Below are 19434 nucleotides of genomic sequence, written 5' to 3'. Positions count from 1 at the left end.
GAAAATGAAGATAAGCTTTAAGTAGAAAAGTATTAGGAGAGCAAAACTTCTTTCCAATCCTCCTTTACGACTTTCCAATCAAATTTTTCTGCCTGTAACCGGCCATTTTGACTAAGGTTTTTAGCGAAGTCAGGCTTCTCAAGCAAGTTTTCTATAGCGATTAGCATCGCGGATTTATCATCGGGTGGCACCAATAACCCAGTTTTTTCGTGCTCAATCAAATATGGAATACCGCCTACCCTTGTAGATACAATAGGTAAACCCAGTGCCATTGCTTCGATTAAACTTACAGGAGTGTTATCAATATTGGTCGTATTGAGAAAAATATCGTAATCTTTAGAAAGTTTGATCCATTCTGATTTGCTTAGTTTTCCGGTGAAATTAACCGGCAACTTATTTTGCTGAGTATACTTCAAACATTCTTCAAAAGATCTATCCTTTTCGGGACCAACCATACAAAGCTCCGCTTCTGGATATTTCTTTAACAAAGCTTCAAAGACCTTTAAAGCTAACATGGGATTATAAATTGCTGCAAAAGCGCGTACCCAAAGCAGCTTGGGTTTCAAAATCTTTCGGACTTTAAATGGGTAATCCTTTAGAAAAATAGCATTCGGAATATATTTAAGATTATTGTAGCCTGTTTTATGAAAAACCTCAAAAAGATATGCTGAGGGCGCAATATTCAATTTTGAATTCTTAAATATGGAAGCTGATAAATGAGGGCTCCTTTTTAATCGCTGGGGAAGATCTCCGCCGTGAAGCAGGAGCATATAATCTAAATCCAGTTTTTCACAAAGTTCTGCCGAAAGCAAAGCGTACCAGAAATTTCGGGTGCTGTAAGTATCAATAAGCACTAACTCTGTCCAGGACTTATTGTTAATTATACTTGTCAGCATTTCAAACAACCTCAACCATTGATTTCTCTTTGCAGAGGCTGTTTTGACCTGGAAACCTTCTTTTCTAAACAAGGGAGTTAATCGGTCTATAGTGGTGGGAGAACCTCCTCGTGATTCCAACTCATTGCCAATATAAAGCAGGTTTTTCATGAGTTAAGAACCCTGTTCCACTGAGATTTCACGTTCTCCCAGGAAAAAGCCGCTACTTTTTCCCGGGCATTCCCGGTAAGAGAAATGGCTTTTTCTGGATTCTTTATCAGATCATCAATTTCAGCGGCCATCGTTTTGGCATTATTAACCGGAACCAATACCCCATCGGAATTATTATTAATTAGCACCGGCATGCCCCCCACGTCTGTAGAAACAACGGCCAGTCCCAGGCTCATTGCTTCGATTACGCTAATAGGTGTATTATCAATATTAGTGGTATTGATAAAAAAATCATAGTTTTTGGAAAGTCTAGCCCAGTCTTTTTTCTTTAATTTTCCGGTAAATTTTAAATTCAGCTGATGCTTTTTAGCAAATTTTTTGCAGGTTTTCATAGTTCCATCCTTATCAGGACCCACCATACAAAGCTCGGCATCAGGATAATCTTTTTTCAGCATCAATAATACTTCCAGAGCCATTACCGGATTATAACGTTTCTGAAATCGTCTCACCCAAAGTAATTTAGGCTTAAAATTCTCCCGTTTTTTAAACGGATAATTCTCCATCTGAATCGCATTAGGAATAATCCGAGTATTATAAAATCCTTCGGCCTGGAAAATATCATATAAAAATTCAGAAGGCGCAATATTTATTTTTGCTTTTCCAAAAAGACTTTTACTATATTTTATGTTCGCACGTAGACGTTCGGGGAGATTTCCACCATGAAGAATGGGTATATAATCTACTTTATAGGCCTGGCAGGTTTTAGCTACGAGGTAGGCATAGTAAAAATTCATCGCACCATAAGTATCGATAAGAACAATATCCGTGGTTTTATGATATCGAACAATAAGGCCGAGCATTTCGATTAAGCGCAGCGCTTTATTGCTTCTGGTAGAAGCTGTCTTTACCTTATAACCTTCCTTGCGCAACATTTTACTAAAGAAAGAGATGTAGGTAGCCGTAAAGCTATTAATCTGTAAGTCGTTTCCTATGTACAGGATGCTTTTTGTCATCTACTATATATAATAAGGCCAGCCCATAAACAAAACCCGGCAGGGCAATTCGCATCGCCGAATGATTAATGGTTAAAAACCAAAATGCTAAGAACGCCAAAAAATAATAATTGTTCTTAAACTTTGTCCAGAAAATTATAGGAACTAAGATAAGAATTAGAATGGCAACCAATCCTAAAAGTCCATGTTCTGAGAGCAATCGGCTAATTTCATTGTGAGTGGCTATGGATACATCCAGGTTTTCTTCCCGATATTCATAACCTTTCCCTACACCGATTCCCGTAACCGGATTATTAATGAATGCATGCAATTCTGTCTCAACCAGCTCCACCCTGCCGGTTGTGATATCATCTTTCAATTGCCCTGCCGCATCCCTATTGGTGTATCGATTACTTAAAAGGCCTTTGGTTTGGGCCAAGGAAAATAACCAAAGCAATAAGGTTGCTACTGATAGGAGAAAAAGCTTAAAATTCAGTTGGACTTGTTCCCTGGCGCCTCTTTTATAATATAAAATAATAATAAATGCTACAATACAGAGAATAGCGGTAAAGACTCCCCCCCGGGAAAAGGTAATCAGGGCACGGTAGCCCATCATTCCCAGAAGAACCAGGTCGAGAATATTAATAAGTTTATGTTTAATTGTAAATAGCCTCATAGCCAGTAAAACCGCGCCCAAACCAAACACAGTTGATATTTGATTTGGCCCATAGCCACCGGTGGCGGCGTAATTCGCCTGTAGATTTATTCCAACATCCATCATGCTCGGGGTATACAGGTAGAGATAGAACATCTGTGCAAGAAGCGGCATCAACAACATTATGATCACCCTTTGGAAATCCTCTGTATTTATTTTTTTATAATAACAGTAAAGTGCAGAAACTCCCAAAGCAACCGGACCACTGAGATTAAACGCAACCGCCTCCCTGAAATCGGTTTTAAAACCTATATTCATGGCCCCTATAACAATACCCGGGATAAGTATAAGCAAGAATATCCAATACGGAATAGTACGGGAAGAGGTGCCTTTAAAAAACATGCCCATCAACAAGAAAACAATCACCATATATTTCCCGGTTTCATAAAAAATCATGCCGTCGGTTTGCCTAAAAAAAACTTCGGCTCCTGCTATATAAGCCGCGGCCATTAAGGCTTCATTATTCCGATTTTCTTTAATAATTATTAGAAAAGTAAAATAAGCTAAAACCCCTAACAAAATAAACTGTGAAGCTGGACGATAAAGGTAGATAGCCACAGCCATCCCCAAATGTATGAGGAGCAACTCAATATAATTGTATTTGTATCTACTTTTAACTGCCATTAAATCTCAATCAGTTTTCTATAAAAATTACATAGCACGGGCATTAAGGATTCTTTGGAATAAGCCTCTTTAATTTTTTCGTGTAATTTCTGGGCATCTTTTTTTCTCCTAATTGGGTTATAAAAATAATACTCAATTGCCTCGGCCAGCACTTCAGGACTTGAAGGTGGAATAAGTAGCGCTGCATCATCAAGCACCTCTCTACATTGCCCCACTTCGGTACAAATCACTGGAATTCCCACCATTCCATATTCCAATAGAGCCAGAGGTAGCCCTTCTGAGCGTGAACTCAGAACCCCAAGATCAACCTGTCCTAACAAACCAAAGACATTCGAGATACTTCCATAGTAAAAAATTTTCTTGTCTGAATTACTTATCTTTTCCCTGACTTCTTGAGCGTAGGCAGTACCAGGATCTATACCAATCAAATGTAAACTGATTTTCTCCATCTTTATCATTTCAAAAGCAGCAAGTAAGTTTAAATGATCCTTCTGTAGTCTTAGATTGGCAACACAAACAATTTTAAAATCAGTAAGCTCGCCTTTGAGTTGTACTCCAGAATCCATCACTTTTGATGGTTCTATAAAGTTATTCAGTTGTACTACAGTCGCGCAATTTAATTCTTTTTGTGCCCACGTCTTCAAACCATCATTCACCACAATTATTCCGTTAAAATTTTTAGAAAGCGGTCGTAGAAATTTAATATCGCGCTTATTGAGTAATTCTGATTCTCCATAGTGATCATGCCAAACCAGTTTTATTTCCAAACCTGACATTTTCAATAATACTCCCCAAAACCAGGATGTCCCATGAGCGTGTACTATATTTATTTGTTCCTTTTTAATAAATGTTCTTATCCTCCATAAAGCCTGCAGGTCGAAACTGTGTTTTTTGTTTAAAAAAAGGTAGCCAACCTGCTCATTCATTTCTTCCTTCAACATTCCTTCAAAGCGCGTACAACATAGATAGGAAGCGCTTATTTCGTCAATTAAAGCATTGGCAAGGTTCACTGCCATCCTTTCCGCACCACCTGGTCTTAAACTATCTATTAATTGGAGTATTTTCACTTTTTAATATTAGTGGTTTAACCGTTACTCTGATTTTTTTCAGGGTTTAAGTTTTCTTCGAAACCAACAGTTTCTTAATTTCTGCCTCAAATCTCTCTAAAGTATATTGCTGACTGATTTCCTGTCCCGCTCTTGACATTTCCCTTAAATTCTCGGAATGTTTCAGAATTTTGACTACTGCTGACAAATCAATTTCTTCACGGGATGTATCTTCAGGTGACTGAGAAAAACCTGTTCTCGCTCTATCTTCAGGTATTCCTCTCGCATCATTCTGAAACCATTTAAACTGCCCGTTATCCTGCAATTTATAGAGAAGTCTATTACTTAGCAAAATTCCTCTTTTTGCAGGAATAATTAGACTAGGTCCTTCTACCGGGATAGGGGGGGCGTTCAACATCCATGGCACACAGCTCACAGCCGAAGCTATGGGTATACAACCATACCACATTCCCTCTGCTATCGTTTTTGGCCATCCCTCGCTTTTTGAAAGCAAAATAACAAAATGCGCTTTTTTGTAGGCCTCTTTTAATTCTTCCAGGCTTTTCCGACCCTTTAATTCTATGACATTTTGAAAATTTTTCCTCTGAATATATTCATGGATTGAGTCTTTTAAAATTCCATCCCCATAGATTTCTAATTCAGATTTCAATCCTCTATTTTTAAGGGTTTCAATAAGTTTAATAGCCTTAAAAATTCCTTTTCCTTTCACAAGATTTCCCGTGAATATAAACTTATAAGGTGGTTTGAAATTCTTCACAGTGGATTCTCTTTCTTTTTCTGAAAAGCTCGCCGTAAAAAAAGGTAATATATTAGTTGATTGATTTGTCCAGTTACCATACACCAATACTTTAATATTTCTGCTTAAAAAAGTATTGCTTAATATTTTTCGTTGAAGTTTATAAGTCCAGGGCTGTTTAGCTTTTGGATCCCAGTTTCCTGCGTATTTTACGGTTTTAGGTTTTTTTGGAAAAAAAATCTGCGAAATTGCGGCTAGTAAACCAATATTTCCTGGGCACCTTAAGTGTAAATGATCAGCCCGTCGCATTGCCCCCACAATTTTAAAAAAAATAAAAGGAATTTTAATGACAGCATCCAAAACCGCAGGAAAATTCAGTAGATGGAAAGACGGAATCTTGATAAAAACAATATTAGAATGCTTGTAAGGTTCATCTGATGAATGTTTCTTCTTCGCCATCTGGAGGGCTGGTGCTATTATTTCCACCTCCTTTACATTTTTGAACCACAAATTCATCTCTCTCACATAAGGACTATAGGCATATAACCTATCTGCAAGTTGTTTGTGTATCACGTGGGTAAATACTGCGAATCGCATTACTGAGTTTTTTTTTGCATTAGAAGACTTAAATGCATACAATCAAACATGTGCTTATCTGATTTTAGAGAGTTCTCCCAATCACCCCTGTGCCAGGCTTTAGCCTTTTCCATTCTCTTAGCCTCTGAAATCGGTATAAAACCGATAAATGCGCTCCATTTTGCCTTTCCAAGCACTCCCCGGCGCTCCTTTATATCAAATGCTTCTTCAAACTTATAATAGGTTTTCTTTGAAAAAGGCCACTCCCAGGCTTTATCACTTTGAAAGGGGCGATAAATACCTCTAATGAATTTTATAGGCAAACTGGATTGCAATGGATCATGACTTACAATAATTCCGTCCTGGTTAAGTTTTTCATTAAGTTTAGCGATGATTTCATCGACATTCTTAAAATGATGCAGTACCCCATAGGCATAGATCACATCAAAATCTTTTTCCTTGAAGTCTTCTGAAAGAAAGTCCATTACCTCTGCCCTAGCCCCCGGCAGCTTTTCCAGTCGTCGACTCAAGTTGCTTATACCTTTTGGACTTAGATCTATCCCCAGGTATTCTTTGGAATTTTGGGCCAGGTAAAAACTCAGTGAATTTCCGGCATAACATCCCAGGTCGAGTACTTTTTTTTGTGAAAGGTCTCCGAACCAGCTTTTGTGTAAATCATAAATATCCCGCTCTACTCCTATGTCTTTTTTAATCCGGTTCAAAACACCATTTCTAAAAAAAGACCACAGCCGGGTAGCAGCATTTTTTTGCTTGGTATCATAAAATTCTTTCTGCCTATCGTTTAGGAGTTTACGTTCAGACTTCATGTTTAGGCTTATTTAGCAGCAGGCTCCACCATCCGGCTATCCTGCCAAGGCTTTCGTCGAATGCTTCTTTTCGATTTTGGGTTGTAATCACATTTCCCAGTCGCACTAAAGTTAATAAAAATGCCGTGCCATGCCACTTCAACCTGGCCTTTAAATAGGGAGTGGGATATTTAACACGCCACACATACCAGCCGTTCCTGATTACCATTTTCCCGTACTTAAATTTATCCGGCCTACCTGATTGTTCGTGATGATGCTTTACCCGGGCGGCGGTGTTAACATATAACTGTCCCAGTCGAGATGCCCTTAAACAAAAGTCCATATCCTCATATAGTCCGTAGCCCTGGAAGTATTCGGAAAAACCAAACTTATCAAAGATATTCTTTCGGTAAGAAGCCACCCCTCCCATAAAGTACTCCACCGGATAGGTCTCTCCTGAAGGAGGTAAGAAGCCGATTGATAAGCCATTGGAAAATTCCGGCATTATTCCCGGAGGACGGTCACTTAAGAAACCAAGTTTCTTTCGAAGAAGATTCCGGCTGCCCAGATTTCTAATATAGCCATCCATTTTAAATTCATCGAAGTAAGGTGCTGCATCATTTTTGTTCCAGTGGACTTCATTGCTTATATATCCACCCACCCCGATGGCATCGGGATAAACTACATAAGTATCAATAAGTTTTTCGAAATATTCTGATTCCAGGATGATATCATCATCAAGAAAACAAACAAAATTAGAATATGAATTCACTTTTTTTATGCCGAAATTGCGTTGTTTTGTTAGTCCCCTTTCGCTTTCTTTCACCTTAAAATACTCCAGGTTGGAAAAAGAAGAATCCCTAAGTATTTTTTGGGTATCTTCGTCTTTGGAACCGTCAATGATAAGAATTTGATTTGGATAAAGGCTTTGCTCAACCACTGAATCCAATAGCTGAATCAAAGGTCTAGGACGCTGATAAGTACAAACAATTAAGGTGAATTTCATGAAGTGGATTTCCTTTTATATTACGAACGGAATTTTAACTTCTTTCTTTGTTCCTGTTCAATATCCAGAACTTCCTTTTCTTTGAAATTAAGCGCCTCGTTTACCGCCCATAAATTTCGGTTAAGTTTCCGCAAACCTTCTGGCTCTAAAGAAGCAGCATGATCTGTTCCACGCCAGGTTCTGTCCAGGGTAAAATGCCTCTCGATTACAGAGGCACCTAAGGTATATGCCGCCACATCTACAGCTATCCCCAGGTGGTGTCCAGAAAAACCTACTTCTTTAATGCTCTCCTGGTACTTTTCTCTTAGTTTATTTATTTCTAATAGACATACATCCTGAAAGGGAACAGGATATCCGGAAGTACAATTATATAGTATTAAATCCCTATTTCTTTTCTTCTCTTTAAATAAATCAACAATCTTTCCTATTTCATCACTAGTAGTCATCCCAGTTGAAATATGAATTTCCCCAGGGTAATTATCACAAAGCCAGGATAACATTACCTGATTATTATTACAAGCCGAAGGAATTTTAATGAACTTTGGATTTAAACCGGAAATTTCCTTAGCCGAAGTAAGGTCCCACACCGAAGTTGAATAGGTGATTTTTAATTCTTCACAATATTCCTTAAGCTGCTGATGTTGTGCTACAGAAAATTCCAAAAACTCCCTGTGCTCTCCATAGGAAGATCCATAGGAATTGACAGGATTAGGATGTGGCTTCACATACTGTTCTTGGCTTAATAATTCCTTATTATTTCTTTTCTGAAATTTTACAGCATCTACATTGCAAAATATTTTTGCTGTTTTAATCATATCCCGGGCTATATTCATATCTCCTTTATGATTACAGCCAATCTCCGCTATTACGTAGGGTTCTTTATACTTATTCAAATCTTTTGTTATATTTAATAATAAAGTTGCAGGCTTCACGAATAGCCCCCGATCCAGAATCTGACGAAAGATTCAAGTCGGCTATTTCTTTTATCTCGGCCATAGCATTTTTAGGAGCAATGGCCCATCCAACGGCACTCATACAGGCCATATCATTTATATCATCTCCAATATATGCTATTTGTGAGAATGATATTTTTTTATCTAAAATAATTTTATGCAAAAAAGCATATTTATCCTTTACACCAAGATAAGTTTCACCAATTTTCAATTTCTCCATCCTTTTTGATACCAGGGCTGAATCCTCTGAAGTCATTACCGCTACCTCGACATCCTGCTGCCTTAATATTTCCAAACCCATACCATCCCGCATATCAAAAACTTTAGCCAATTCACCACTTTCTGAAAAAAGAACTCTCCCGTCAGTAAAAACCCCGTCTACGTCCAAAAATAAATGCGTTATTTTTGCAGCTGATCTTAAGCTTTGTAAATTTCGAAATATTAATTTTTCTGCAATGCTCCAATCGGTTTCCGAATCTATTTCAGTATATGAATATTCCGGCATTTCTATAAAACCAATCTTACCACTTATTCGAGTTTTACTACTTTTTAGCGCTTGTTTTTTACTCATATAGAGCGCCCCGTTTTCTACCAAATTACCTTTAAAATCCTGTCTGCGTGGTCTTTGTTCTGGTTTATAATTAATGGGACTCCCGTTTTCATCCCAATAAAATCTGTAGGCTCGCACGACGCTAAGCACGGTATCTCTCCCTTTATCAATTTGATTTAAAGCCTCGTTAATATGAATTCGAGATGTAAATGGGGATGTTGCCTGTAGTAAACAGAATATTTCGAAATTATAATCTATTTTCTCACAAAATTCAAAAATTGCTTGTTCTGTAGAAGCCTCATCAGTTGCACTTTCTATAGAGCGATTCATCACTTCTACTTTGGAAGACCAGGAAAATTGTATCTCAATAAAGTTGAAAATATCTTCATCATCGGTATAGACATAAATTCTATCAAGGTTCGAAAAAATGGCTTCAGTTAATACCCAACAAAACAAAGGTCTCCCTAATAACTTTTTTTTATTCTTTCCCCTTATTCCCTTTGAATTTTTTCTGAGTGGAATAAATCCTATTTTTTTCATTTTCTATAGTTTAGGAGTTCTAATTTAAGAGGTTCGCTCAACACCATGGATACCTTTCAAAGTATTTACATAGCCATATTGGAAATTAAGCCATAAACCATTCTAAATTAACAATCATTTTTAAATTCCCTATTTTTAAATATTTGATCTAACTCAGCATTTAAAGCCCCAGCATTAATGATGTTCATATTGGCAAAAGGCCATTGTTTCAAATCCCTACGGTTTTTAGCCTGGGTTTTTATACTTTCAACATACTGTCTTCCTAAATGATCGTTTTGGAAATACTCATACAGGTTTTTCTCCATATTGGGGTTTTGATAAACTTGCACCCAGTTAATTGATTTAAAAAGTCGGTAACGTTTATTCGGGTTACCAGCTTTCATGAGACGTTTTATAAAAAATTGATCGATCTTGGAGCGCAAGCCCCAACTGACAAATTTAAATAGATCCGGTGCACTCTGAGGCACCCAGGGGGCTTGATTAGTGGGAACTCTGTAAAATCTCCTCAATTCTTTATTTACAGAAAACAGCTTATTTACAAAGCGATAATTTAAACGAATATTAGGATGCAAGCTACTTGTCCTTTTCAACATTTGCAACGACATCGCCGGAGAATACGCATTAAACTTAGTATTGGCAACAAGAAGTTGTTTGGAGAGACGCATTCGGGTATAAGTATACCAGGAGAAAAGTTCATCGTATAATTCAGTATAGGCTAAATTATGCGCTTCAATCCTACCAAAGATCTCTTCTAGATCAGCGGTAAGCTCTTTCCTTACCTGTTCATGATCAAAATCCAAATCAAACTTTGCTAGGTTTTTCTCGTGAAAGAAAATTAGATAAGTCTTTAGCTTTTTCTGCTTCCATTTCTCGAACTTAGAAGGAGAGGAAGCTTCAAAATTATAATCCTCATTTTTAAGATAATACTTTATGAAATTATTTTGTCGAAAATCTCTTGAAGAAAACTTGGCAATTTTTCTTGCAGGCAGGGCTTCACAGAGCTCACCTAATAACAAAGGTTCTTTTTCCCGGTTATTTACATTTTCGGTAATTTCCAGCCAGGAGCAGAGTTCCAGCCCCTCGCTTTGCCATGTATATTCTCTTAGTAATTCTGAAGAAGGGAAATATAATTCAGGTTGGTAGCAGGCCTTAAATTTTGCCGGTTTTAACTTCGCCAATCTAGCCGCAATCTTTGATTCATAATTCTCACGACTGCCAAAAGTATAACAGGTAATATCTTTCCCCTCCGGAATTGAGCCCAGAGCTACCCTACTATCTATTCCTCCACTAAGGGCTATATTTACTTTTTCAGAATCATTCAAGCAATACAGGACTTCCTTTTTATAAGCCTTCCAGTAATCTTTCGCCAGATCGTGATCCTGATCGGATTTACTTAAATTTTCATACAATCGGTTATCAAATTCGACGCAGATCAAATTTCCCTCGAAATCATATCTTCGGCATTCTCCTGGTAATAATCGCTTACAATTTTTTAAAATACTACGGGAGCCCTGATTGGAAAAATCGGGTCCCAAACTGCGTTGCAAAACTCCCGTGGGATCAATCTTAGCACAGGAGATTATTCCTGTTAAAATAATAGAATTTGAAAAAAAGAAATCATTATCGTCCATGAGATAATATAGAGGGTAAAGTCCAATCAGATCTGTGCAGAGGCTTATTGTTTCTTCTTGTTCTGCAATCATTACGGCTGAAAAAGAACCAGTAATATTTTCAGGCAGGGGCCATCCTCCGGAAATAGCCTTTAATACGCCTATTTTCTGAGATGTCAGCTCTGAGACATCCTTGTCTAAATCTTTCAAATACCCATCATTAAAAAGATACATTTGATCAATATTCTTCGGAGCAATTTTGTTTTCTGAAATAAGTGATAACTTCCCCAATTGATAAAGGTGGCACCCCCTGGGTAGATTCAGCATGTCTAGATTCTGCCTATTTGTAACTAAGAATTTCATCATTCAACCAGAAGTTATCATATCTTTTTCAGATCTTTCTTTTTGTAATTTTTCAGCCCAGGCCTCGCTAGCTCTCCAACCTTTTTTCATCCTTTTTAAATAATTAAAAGGATTCTTTATTTCCTGTTGAGAGTAAAATCGCAGAAGCAGCTCATTTTTATAGCCTTTCTGTTGTTCCTCAGTATAATATTTCTTTGCATAGATCATTAAGGTAGGAGAAGGTTTTGCCTTATCATCCTCCCAGGGAGGAACACTTAATTCTCGGAATCCACCGCGGGGTGCTTTTAAATGCAGTATCTCTATATCTGGATGGTAAATCACATCACAGCCAGCATTTCGTAACTGCATCCCGTAATCCTGATCCTCTCCGAATCCATATTCAAAAATTTCATTGAAGCTAATTTTTTTACAATATCTTGCGTTTACTATACTGGTTCCTGAACCAAAACTACCCCACTGTTTAATTTTATGGAAAACGGTTTTTTCACTTTCTTGCTTACAATTTATATTGAGACAATCTGCGCCAAGCCTTTCTAATTCATCCAGGCTCTTTTGTAATAAACCTGCTTCAAATCTTATATCATCGTCGGCGAAAAATACCCAGTTGGCATTCACTTCTTTTAAGGCTAGATTCCGAGCATGGCAGGCTCCGGTTTTATGGGTAAAATGATGTACAATCTCAAAGGGCCAGTTTTGTTCCCTTAGTTCCGGGAGTTCGCTTTGGGTTACTGGATCAGGGTTCTGTTCAACCACGATTACTTTTTTTGGAAACAAGATCTGAACTTTCAAATCTTCCAGCATTTGAAGAAGATATTCTCTACGCCCTAGAGTTGGGATAATAACATCTATGGAATTAACAGGGTTTCCCGCTATTTTTGATTGCAATTCTATTTGGCTTAGGTTTATCTTCTTTTTAAAGTATTTTTCCTGAAAAAAGCTCATAATCAAGACTTCTATAGGAAATGACTTCTCATATTTTATAAAGCACCAAAAAAGCAACCAGAGGCGGACGCTTTTATAATGTGCCTTCACAAAGAAAAAAAGTTTTCGGTTTCCGGCCTTGGCTTTCACTTTCGTTTCGATAACTCTTTTCTCCAATTCCTGTTTTATCAATTTAGGACTAGAATAACAAAAAAGTCCGTTTTGCTGTCCCAATTTTGCAATGGAATTGAGTAAAAACCCAAAATCTCTAATCTGTCCAAACATTTCCTTAAACGGCAGTAAAACATTCCCTACTATACCTCCTACATCTGAGCTCATCCTCCAGGTTGGGTATTGCACTTCACGATTTATATTTACAAATGGAAGCTGATCGATATAGCCAATTTTTTCAGAGAGATAGTCAGATTTAATTCCATAGGAGGCCATAATTAGATCGTGATGAAAAACCTCACTCCAATTATCCTGATTCAAATCATTTTCAAATTCCTCTGCACACCAAGCGATAATTTCCTTCGGATAATCTTCAGCTAATTTCCAGAAAACCCGGCATAAATCAGTCTCCTCAAATTTCAGCTCTTCCCGATTATAACTAACACGGACAAGTATCTTAGCATGTTGATGGAGGATTAGTATCATGGAAGTATTTCGGATTTAAACAAATGTAAATAAATTTGACATCTGTCAGTAGAATGTGGTCTTTAGTTTTTTGTTTGGAAATTGGTTGATTGGAAAATAGCAACCTCTTTACCAATTCAATTCTTGCACATCCGTATTCTCTGAGGGGGATCGTTAGGTTTTTAATAGTTGTAAGTAGAAACTAAAAAACCAACATTACGAAAGGAACAACTAAAGCAATCTATCGAAATCATATTTTATTTCCTTTCAACAATCCATTCAACATAATACCGATTACTTTACCCTAAAAAAGTTCGCAATGAAGAATAAGAATCAAAAGAAGTCTTCCCGATTTAAAAACTCCCACTGCTTCATGCCTCTTTTCAGTTCCCTATCAAGCACCTCTTCAAAGTTTGCGGCTTCAATCCCATAACCTTTAGGCTTTTTTGTTTCCAGGTCTTCAAATGTCAGTTTATGACCTTCAGGCAAATCTTTATTTACTGAAAGGGATTTTTCAAAGATGCTTTTTAGACTACTAAAAAAGGAATTATTCGATTTATCTTCAGGGTGATTTAGAGAGCTTTCAATATTTCTTACGGCCTTTACCAAACTTTTTATCTCATTAATTTCCAAGGAAGAAGTAGCATCTGGCCCGAAGCTTCGGCGGTCAAAAACCGCGTGAAATTCCAAGATTTCAGCCCCCATTGCAGTTGCTGCGATGCAGGTCTCAAGGCGTGCTGAATGATCGGAATAGCCTACCGATACCTTGTAGCGATCCGTAAGCTGCTTAATCACATTTAATCCATAGTCTTCCGGCTTTGTAGGATAGGCTGTGGTACATTGTAGAATTGAAAACCCCACTTCTCGTTTTTTTAGAAACTCCACCGTTCTATCAATTTCCTCAAATGAACTCATCCCGGAAGAAAGGATCACCGGTTTCCCAGTCTTTGCTATTTTTTCCAGCAATAGAAAGTTATTGACCTCTCCTGAACCTATTTTATAACGCTTCACTCCCACTTTTTCTAAAAGGTCAACAGCTGCATTGCTAAAAGGAGAGGCCAGAAACTCCACCTCTTTTTCGTCACACCTTTGCTTAAGAAGCTTCCACTGATCCAAACTGAATTCCATACGCTTCCAGTAATCAAAACGGGTTTTGTCCTGCTGGCTAAATTTCACCCGAAAATTTTCAAATTTACTGCTTTCCGCTTCTGCTATATGCACCTGAAACTTTACGGCATCTACTCCTGTTTCAACCAGAGCATCGATATAGGATAACGCTAAACCTAAACTTCCTTCATGGGCCTGCCCGACCTCAGCTATTATATACATACCCTACTATTATTTCATTTTACCCAATCCGTTCTTTAAACACGGTTAATTAGATCATCATATTTGCTTTTCTACTCCTACTAAAATTGCCTTTATCTCGAAAACTACCAAAAAAAATTTAACCTGAATTTTTGCCTAATAACTGAATACAAAAAACAATGCTTTTTAGGTTTGTTTTTATTTCGAATGAATAATTATGGTTCCGATAATTATAAAGAATCTCCTTTAACACCAGATCATTCACTTCTTTCATTGAACAGTAGGGTTGCGTCTGCTTTCCTAATATCTTTTTTAATTTATATTTAAGTGAGGAGTAATAAGAATCTTCTACGAATTCTACTTTTACTATTTCCCCTGCTGAATGCGAAGGTAACTCTTCTCTTAAAAAATGCTCTACATGTGCGAGAATGTTGAAGATTTTAAAAGTTTTACCTGGATTACTTAACGCCTTTACCAGCGCAGGATCTAATACCTGTCCCATCCCATCTTGACCAATAGGTTGCAAAATTCCACGCTCTCTGTTACGCTGATAATGCCGCTGGTTTACCCGCATTATATTCTCTACTCTTGGATTTCCTGTTAGTAATTTATCTTTTGAACTAGAAAATGTTCGGTGCCAATTGTGATAGAAGATTTTCGCTTTATTCATTTCCCTCTTATAACCTGCGTTCTCGAGGCGAGCAAACAGATCTTCGTCCTCTGCACCATAAAAATGGAAAAACTCATCCAGCCCGTTTACTTTCCGTAGTGACTTTGTAGAGGCAAGTACCATCCCATTAACCTTTCCAAATCTTGAAGGTTCCAATTCCTCAAAATCCTTTATTCCAACATTTTTAGATTGCGCCTGACTTAAATATCCTAAGCGGAATAAGAAAAATTTTTCACCTACTTCTAAACTCTGAAGGTATGAAATAGTATTAGGATGAAAAATAAGGTCTGTATCAGCGATAAAGGTAAATGGTGTATCTACATGATTTATTCCATAATTTAAAGCCTTACTCTTGTTCCATAATAATTGAGAAACTTCTAAATTAAAAAAAATGGTAAACTCGTATTTTTGAACAATCATTTTTAGATCATTTACAAGATCTTTGCGACTACCATAATCAACGAAAATTACCTTAAAATTTTTGGAGTTTTGAGATGCCAGGGAATCTAAAGAATCTTTTATTCGTTTAATATCACGATTCCTATTTGCGTAAATAATACTTATCATCTGACGGCTCAATTATTTTCAATGATTTCTTTAAAATATCTTTTTAATTTAAGTTTATAGAAATTATACCTATAAAGTAATCCATAAATGTAAACTTTTGTAGGAAGATGGTAATTTCTCTCCTTTAAATATGCAATAAGCTCCTGATCCAATGGAGACTTTCCATTTTTGCCCAATAATTCCCCTATATATTTATACTTTATTTCCTGATATTTTTTTAAGTCAAATACCTGATTGTAAAATTTTAGATTATCTCCAATTTCAAGAGTCAATTGAGTTCTAAGGCATTTATAGCAATAGGAACAATTAAGATATGGCTTATCTATCCACGGATTTGTACAAACATCCAGAAATGGATATGTGGAAGGATTTTGGCTAACCAATTGACTTCTTTCTACTCTGGAAAGTTGTGCAACGGATGAATAAAAACTGGTGGATTCGGTGCTTAGCATATTGAGATTAAAAATATCTGAATCACTGGTATCTATTAGATTCAGCTTGAAATGATCAAATCTATAAGCAGAAGCATAATAATAATTTCTAAACAATTTTTGAAGATGAAGAACACAAGAAATACTTCTTAGGCTATGAGATTTCTGAAAATTAACCTGAAGAATTTCACTTAAGTTGGAATCCACGGTTATAACTTTTTTATTCTCACCCATTGCAAATTCACGAACTGCATGTAAGCGTTCCTTGTAAACTTTTCTAGCCCTCTCCCCTCCCATATCACCATGGGATCCCACGTTGAAAAAGGTGAAATATCCTATTGAAAATCTTCCATTTTCCTTAATATGATCATAATATGTAGCAAAAGAATCTATACCACAGGAGAGTCCGGTCCCTGCAATATTACCAGTATTTAGATTTTGGCCGTTTAATTCTTTTGGAAGAATTTCAATTCTGGTTAAAGCCGGATTAGCAAGGCAAAGAGCTGGAATTAAATAGTGAGTTAAATTATAATATAATTTTTCAGATACCTGACTTTCCAGTCTAATATCATACCCATTTTTTAAACCCAAAAACAATAACCCTACCAGGAAAGCATCTAAATTCTCCGTTACTAGATAATTCTGGAACTCCACCGGGAATTTATACCACAAGATTTCCTTTTCTTCAAAAATATTTATCTCTGAAGAAATTATTACAAATTCAGCTTCAATAAATAATTTCGGCTTATTAATGACTATCATTCTAATTTTTTAATTCCTCTTCTATAATTGAATATTGCTCAAGAACACGATTTCTTATAATTTTTCTTTCAAGCTCTGGTCTTATATTTTTAAGATTATACTCAATACCTTGCCTTATTTTATGATGATTATTCACAGCTTTTAAAATCCATTTTCTTATTTCTTTCGGATCTTCAGGATTTTCAATAAGAAAACCTCCCTTAGCATGTTCCACAATTTCTGCAGTGGCACCTCCGGGATTAGACTGAATGGGGAAAGCCCCCATTACAATTGCCTCTAAAAGAGTGTTGGGCATACCGTCTGAAATACTGTTCCCGATATAAATTATAGATTGCCCCATTAAATGTAAAACCTCTTCTTGAGACACCAATCCTAATTGAGAAAGATTAGGCCATAAATTCATTTCTTTATTATTTAAGTAGTCACTAACTGCGTTGTTATCTCCGAAAATAATGATTGAGTAATTAGCCAACTCATCTTTAATTGAATACACTGCCTCTAAAATCCTATTACATCGCCCAAGCTTACCCTGGTAACCTTTAATGAGAATTGTTTTTCGCAGATTCAATGGTTTCATTAGAGTCTCCAAGTTATGAAGATCATATCCTCCTCCTCCGGGGAAAGCTCCTAAGAACTTACCCTTAAAACCATGATTGCGCGCCACAATATAGTCTCGGTTGCAATCAGCAAACATATAGTCGAATTCAGGCAGAGTGTTTTTAATGTCTTTCAAATCCTTTTCATTCTGCTGTCTAAAAAAAAGATCATTCCCCCAGGCAGAAAACACCCATTTTATTTCGGGATACTTTTTCATCACAGATAAGATCGGGTAAGCACCAGATTGAAGTACAAAGCTCTGAACAATATCGGGATTTATTTGCTTAATTTTTTCCTCTACGACACCTGTTAAATCTCTTTGATTAAATCTGTTTATTGCTCCGTATAAGCCCGGCAGGTTCTTTTTTATCCAGTATCGACCGGGATAATTGATGTGATTTTTCCAACCGATAATTTGATCTATAAAATCTATCTTCTCCACATAAGTATTAGAATCAAAAACATCAATCCAATAAACCTCGTGGCCGGAATCTTTTAACTGCTCTGTCCAGTTAAAAAAATGAGGTGCAAATATAGAGATCATTAGAATTTTCATTATTGACTACCTAAAGTTTGAATTACATTTTTCAAATGTTCCTCGGATAAATAGTATTTAATTTCAGAATAATCAACATTAAAATTTCCGGAAATTTCCTCCCATTTCAGAAATAATTGAGAAAGAAGGTTAATTATTCTTTCCTCATCATCTATTTCAGACCACCAGGGATATTCCTCACCTAATAGTCTGCGAGCTTCACTCTTTCTGGGACCTAATAATAAAATTGGCTTATTTGAACTAATACAATGGGGAAACTTACCCGGTAAAAACGGACTAATATCAGATTTTGCTTCAAGAATTATATTTACTGCCGTATGCTGCTGCATATGATATACAAGATCGAAGCTTACATATTCATTACTCACAAAGATATTTTCACTTTTGCTTTCTTTTTCCAAACGTTGATTATTTCCACCCAAAAACAATAGCCTGGAAGACTTCATGGCCCTGGGATTAAGCCTTAGGAATTTTTTAAAGGCATTCACTAAAATCTTAGGATTTCTTGCTCCCAGAAGATTTCCTGCATGTAATATATTAAATTCCCTGGGATTAAAATACACAGGAAAATTCACATCCACCATTTCTTTTTCTACGAGCTGATGAGGAATAATCACTCCTGTTCTCAGAAAGCTAGAATAAAATTGTACCATCCATTCTTTAAGTAACTGACTTGGAAAAGCGGAAAAAGCGGCTTTTTCTGAGATATCCCTTATAAATGCTTCCTTTTTAGGAGCTCCCGGTTCCGTCCAGGTATAGGGCTTAGGGTAATGGTGCATAGGGTATGGATCATGCATATAGGCCATCCACTTAGAGTGCCATTCCGGTATTTTCAAAAGGGCATGATGTGGCCTGAAACTTCCCCCCTTGCTCAATGTCAAAACCAGATCCGGTTCCATATCCACATTTTTCAAAGCGGCAACAATACTATTGCGATCATTAAAAACAGTAAATGAAAAACCGAAAGTTTTCTCCAAAGGTTTATGAAGGAACAATTTAAATTTATACCGCAAAAAACGCTCAAACCTGCTTAAAAAAAACAGAATGCTTTTTCTATCCTCTTTTATGGCTACACAGGGTATTCCTTCCAATTGAATATCTCTTCGGGTGTAGTGATAAACGACTACCTCAAATCCAGCTTTTTTTAAATTTTTAATTAAAGCTACCCGCCCCTTAGTACCACTACTATCTTCTACGTCTATCGACTCTGCAACAACAAGGATATTTTTTATCTGAGGAGGTTTCAATTAAATTGGGCTTTGGGGGTAAAGCTATCACTTCTCCCTTCAATTTCCAATAGTTAGAATTATCGAAAATCAATTACTATTAAGCTTAAAAGTAAAGTGCAACTTAAGCACTCATAGGATTAAATATAATTATTACCTTCGTTTATACTGAACCT

16 protein-coding genes are annotated in these 19434 nt (G+C 36.7%); all 16 read right to left on the bottom strand.

Going from position 1 to position 19434, the window contains the following annotated elements; genetic code table 11:
• Positions 1-32: 32 nt before the first annotated feature.
• Entirely contained in the window at positions 33-1046 is a 1014-nt protein-coding gene (locus DET49_RS06735; protein ID WP_133547339.1) for a glycosyltransferase family 4 protein, read from the bottom strand.
• On the bottom strand, positions 1043-2059 hold the full coding sequence (locus DET49_RS06730; RefSeq protein ID WP_133547338.1) for a glycosyltransferase family 4 protein: 1017 nt from the start codon (positions 2057-2059) through the stop codon (positions 1043-1045). The genes DET49_RS06735 and DET49_RS06730 overlap by 4 nt, the downstream gene beginning before the upstream one ends.
• A complete protein-coding gene (locus DET49_RS06725; RefSeq protein WP_133547337.1) occupies positions 2016-3377 on the bottom strand; it encodes an O-antigen ligase family protein in 1362 nt (453 codons plus the stop codon). Before DET49_RS06725 ends, DET49_RS06730 begins: the two co-directional genes overlap by 44 nt.
• Positions 3377-4444: a glycosyltransferase gene (locus DET49_RS06720; RefSeq protein WP_133547336.1), complete on the bottom strand. Its 1068-nt coding sequence runs from the start codon at positions 4442-4444 to the stop codon at positions 3377-3379. The genes DET49_RS06725 and DET49_RS06720 overlap by 1 nt, the downstream gene beginning before the upstream one ends.
• A 46-nt stretch (positions 4445-4490) precedes the next feature.
• Positions 4491-5777: a glycosyltransferase gene (locus tag DET49_RS06715; RefSeq protein WP_133547335.1), complete on the bottom strand. Its 1287-nt coding sequence runs from the start codon at positions 5775-5777 to the stop codon at positions 4491-4493.
• Positions 5777-6583, bottom strand: coding sequence for a class I SAM-dependent methyltransferase (locus DET49_RS06710; protein WP_133547334.1), 807 nt, complete (start codon positions 6581-6583; stop codon positions 5777-5779). Before DET49_RS06710 ends, DET49_RS06715 begins: the two co-directional genes overlap by 1 nt.
• Positions 6573-7568, bottom strand: a complete 996-nt coding sequence (locus tag DET49_RS06705) for a glycosyltransferase family 2 protein (RefSeq protein WP_133547333.1) — start codon at positions 7566-7568, stop codon at positions 6573-6575. Before DET49_RS06705 ends, DET49_RS06710 begins: the two co-directional genes overlap by 11 nt.
• A 20-nt stretch (positions 7569-7588) precedes the next feature.
• Positions 7589-8461 carry an N-acetylneuraminate synthase family protein gene (locus DET49_RS06700; protein WP_133547332.1) on the bottom strand — a complete coding sequence of 291 codons (873 nt, stop codon included), beginning with the start codon at positions 8459-8461 and terminating at the stop codon, positions 7589-7591.
• Complete coding sequence (locus DET49_RS06695; RefSeq protein ID WP_133547331.1) at positions 8454-9611, bottom strand: acylneuraminate cytidylyltransferase; 1158 nt, start codon at positions 9609-9611, stop codon at positions 8454-8456. Before DET49_RS06695 ends, DET49_RS06700 begins: the two co-directional genes overlap by 8 nt.
• Positions 9612-9718: 107 nt before the next feature.
• Positions 9719-11587, bottom strand: coding sequence for a hypothetical protein (locus DET49_RS06690; protein WP_133547330.1), 1869 nt, complete (start codon positions 11585-11587; stop codon positions 9719-9721).
• Positions 11588-13162 (bottom strand): glycosyltransferase family 2 protein, encoded by a 1575-nt coding sequence (locus DET49_RS06685; RefSeq protein ID WP_133547329.1) that lies wholly within the window; start codon positions 13160-13162, stop codon positions 11588-11590.
• 312 nt (positions 13163-13474) lie between these two features.
• Positions 13475-14470: an N-acetylneuraminate synthase family protein gene (locus DET49_RS06680; RefSeq protein ID WP_133547328.1), complete on the bottom strand. Its 996-nt coding sequence runs from the start codon at positions 14468-14470 to the stop codon at positions 13475-13477.
• A gap of 118 nt (positions 14471-14588) precedes the next feature.
• A complete protein-coding gene (locus DET49_RS06675; RefSeq protein WP_133547327.1) occupies positions 14589-15686 on the bottom strand; it encodes a glycosyltransferase family 2 protein in 1098 nt (365 codons plus the stop codon).
• Positions 15687-15694: 8 nt separating this feature from the next.
• The gene (locus DET49_RS06670) at positions 15695-16879 is read right to left on the bottom strand and encodes a hypothetical protein (RefSeq protein ID WP_133547326.1); all 1185 of its coding nucleotides are present in this window, start codon (positions 16877-16879) and stop codon (positions 15695-15697) included.
• Between the two features lies 1 nt (position 16880).
• Complete coding sequence (locus DET49_RS06665; RefSeq protein ID WP_243729556.1) at positions 16881-18032, bottom strand: glycosyltransferase; 1152 nt, start codon at positions 18030-18032, stop codon at positions 16881-16883.
• Entirely contained in the window at positions 18032-19279 is a 1248-nt protein-coding gene (locus tag DET49_RS06660) for a UDP-glycosyltransferase (protein WP_243729555.1), read from the bottom strand. The genes DET49_RS06665 and DET49_RS06660 overlap by 1 nt, the downstream gene beginning before the upstream one ends.
• Between the last annotated feature and the right edge of the window lie 155 nt (positions 19280-19434).

Origin of the sequence: Salegentibacter sp. 24, assembly GCF_004362395.1 — a bacterium.
Lineage (GTDB): Bacteria > Bacteroidota > Bacteroidia > Flavobacteriales > Flavobacteriaceae > Salegentibacter.
This window is presented reverse-complemented; position numbering and strand designations above follow the sequence as displayed.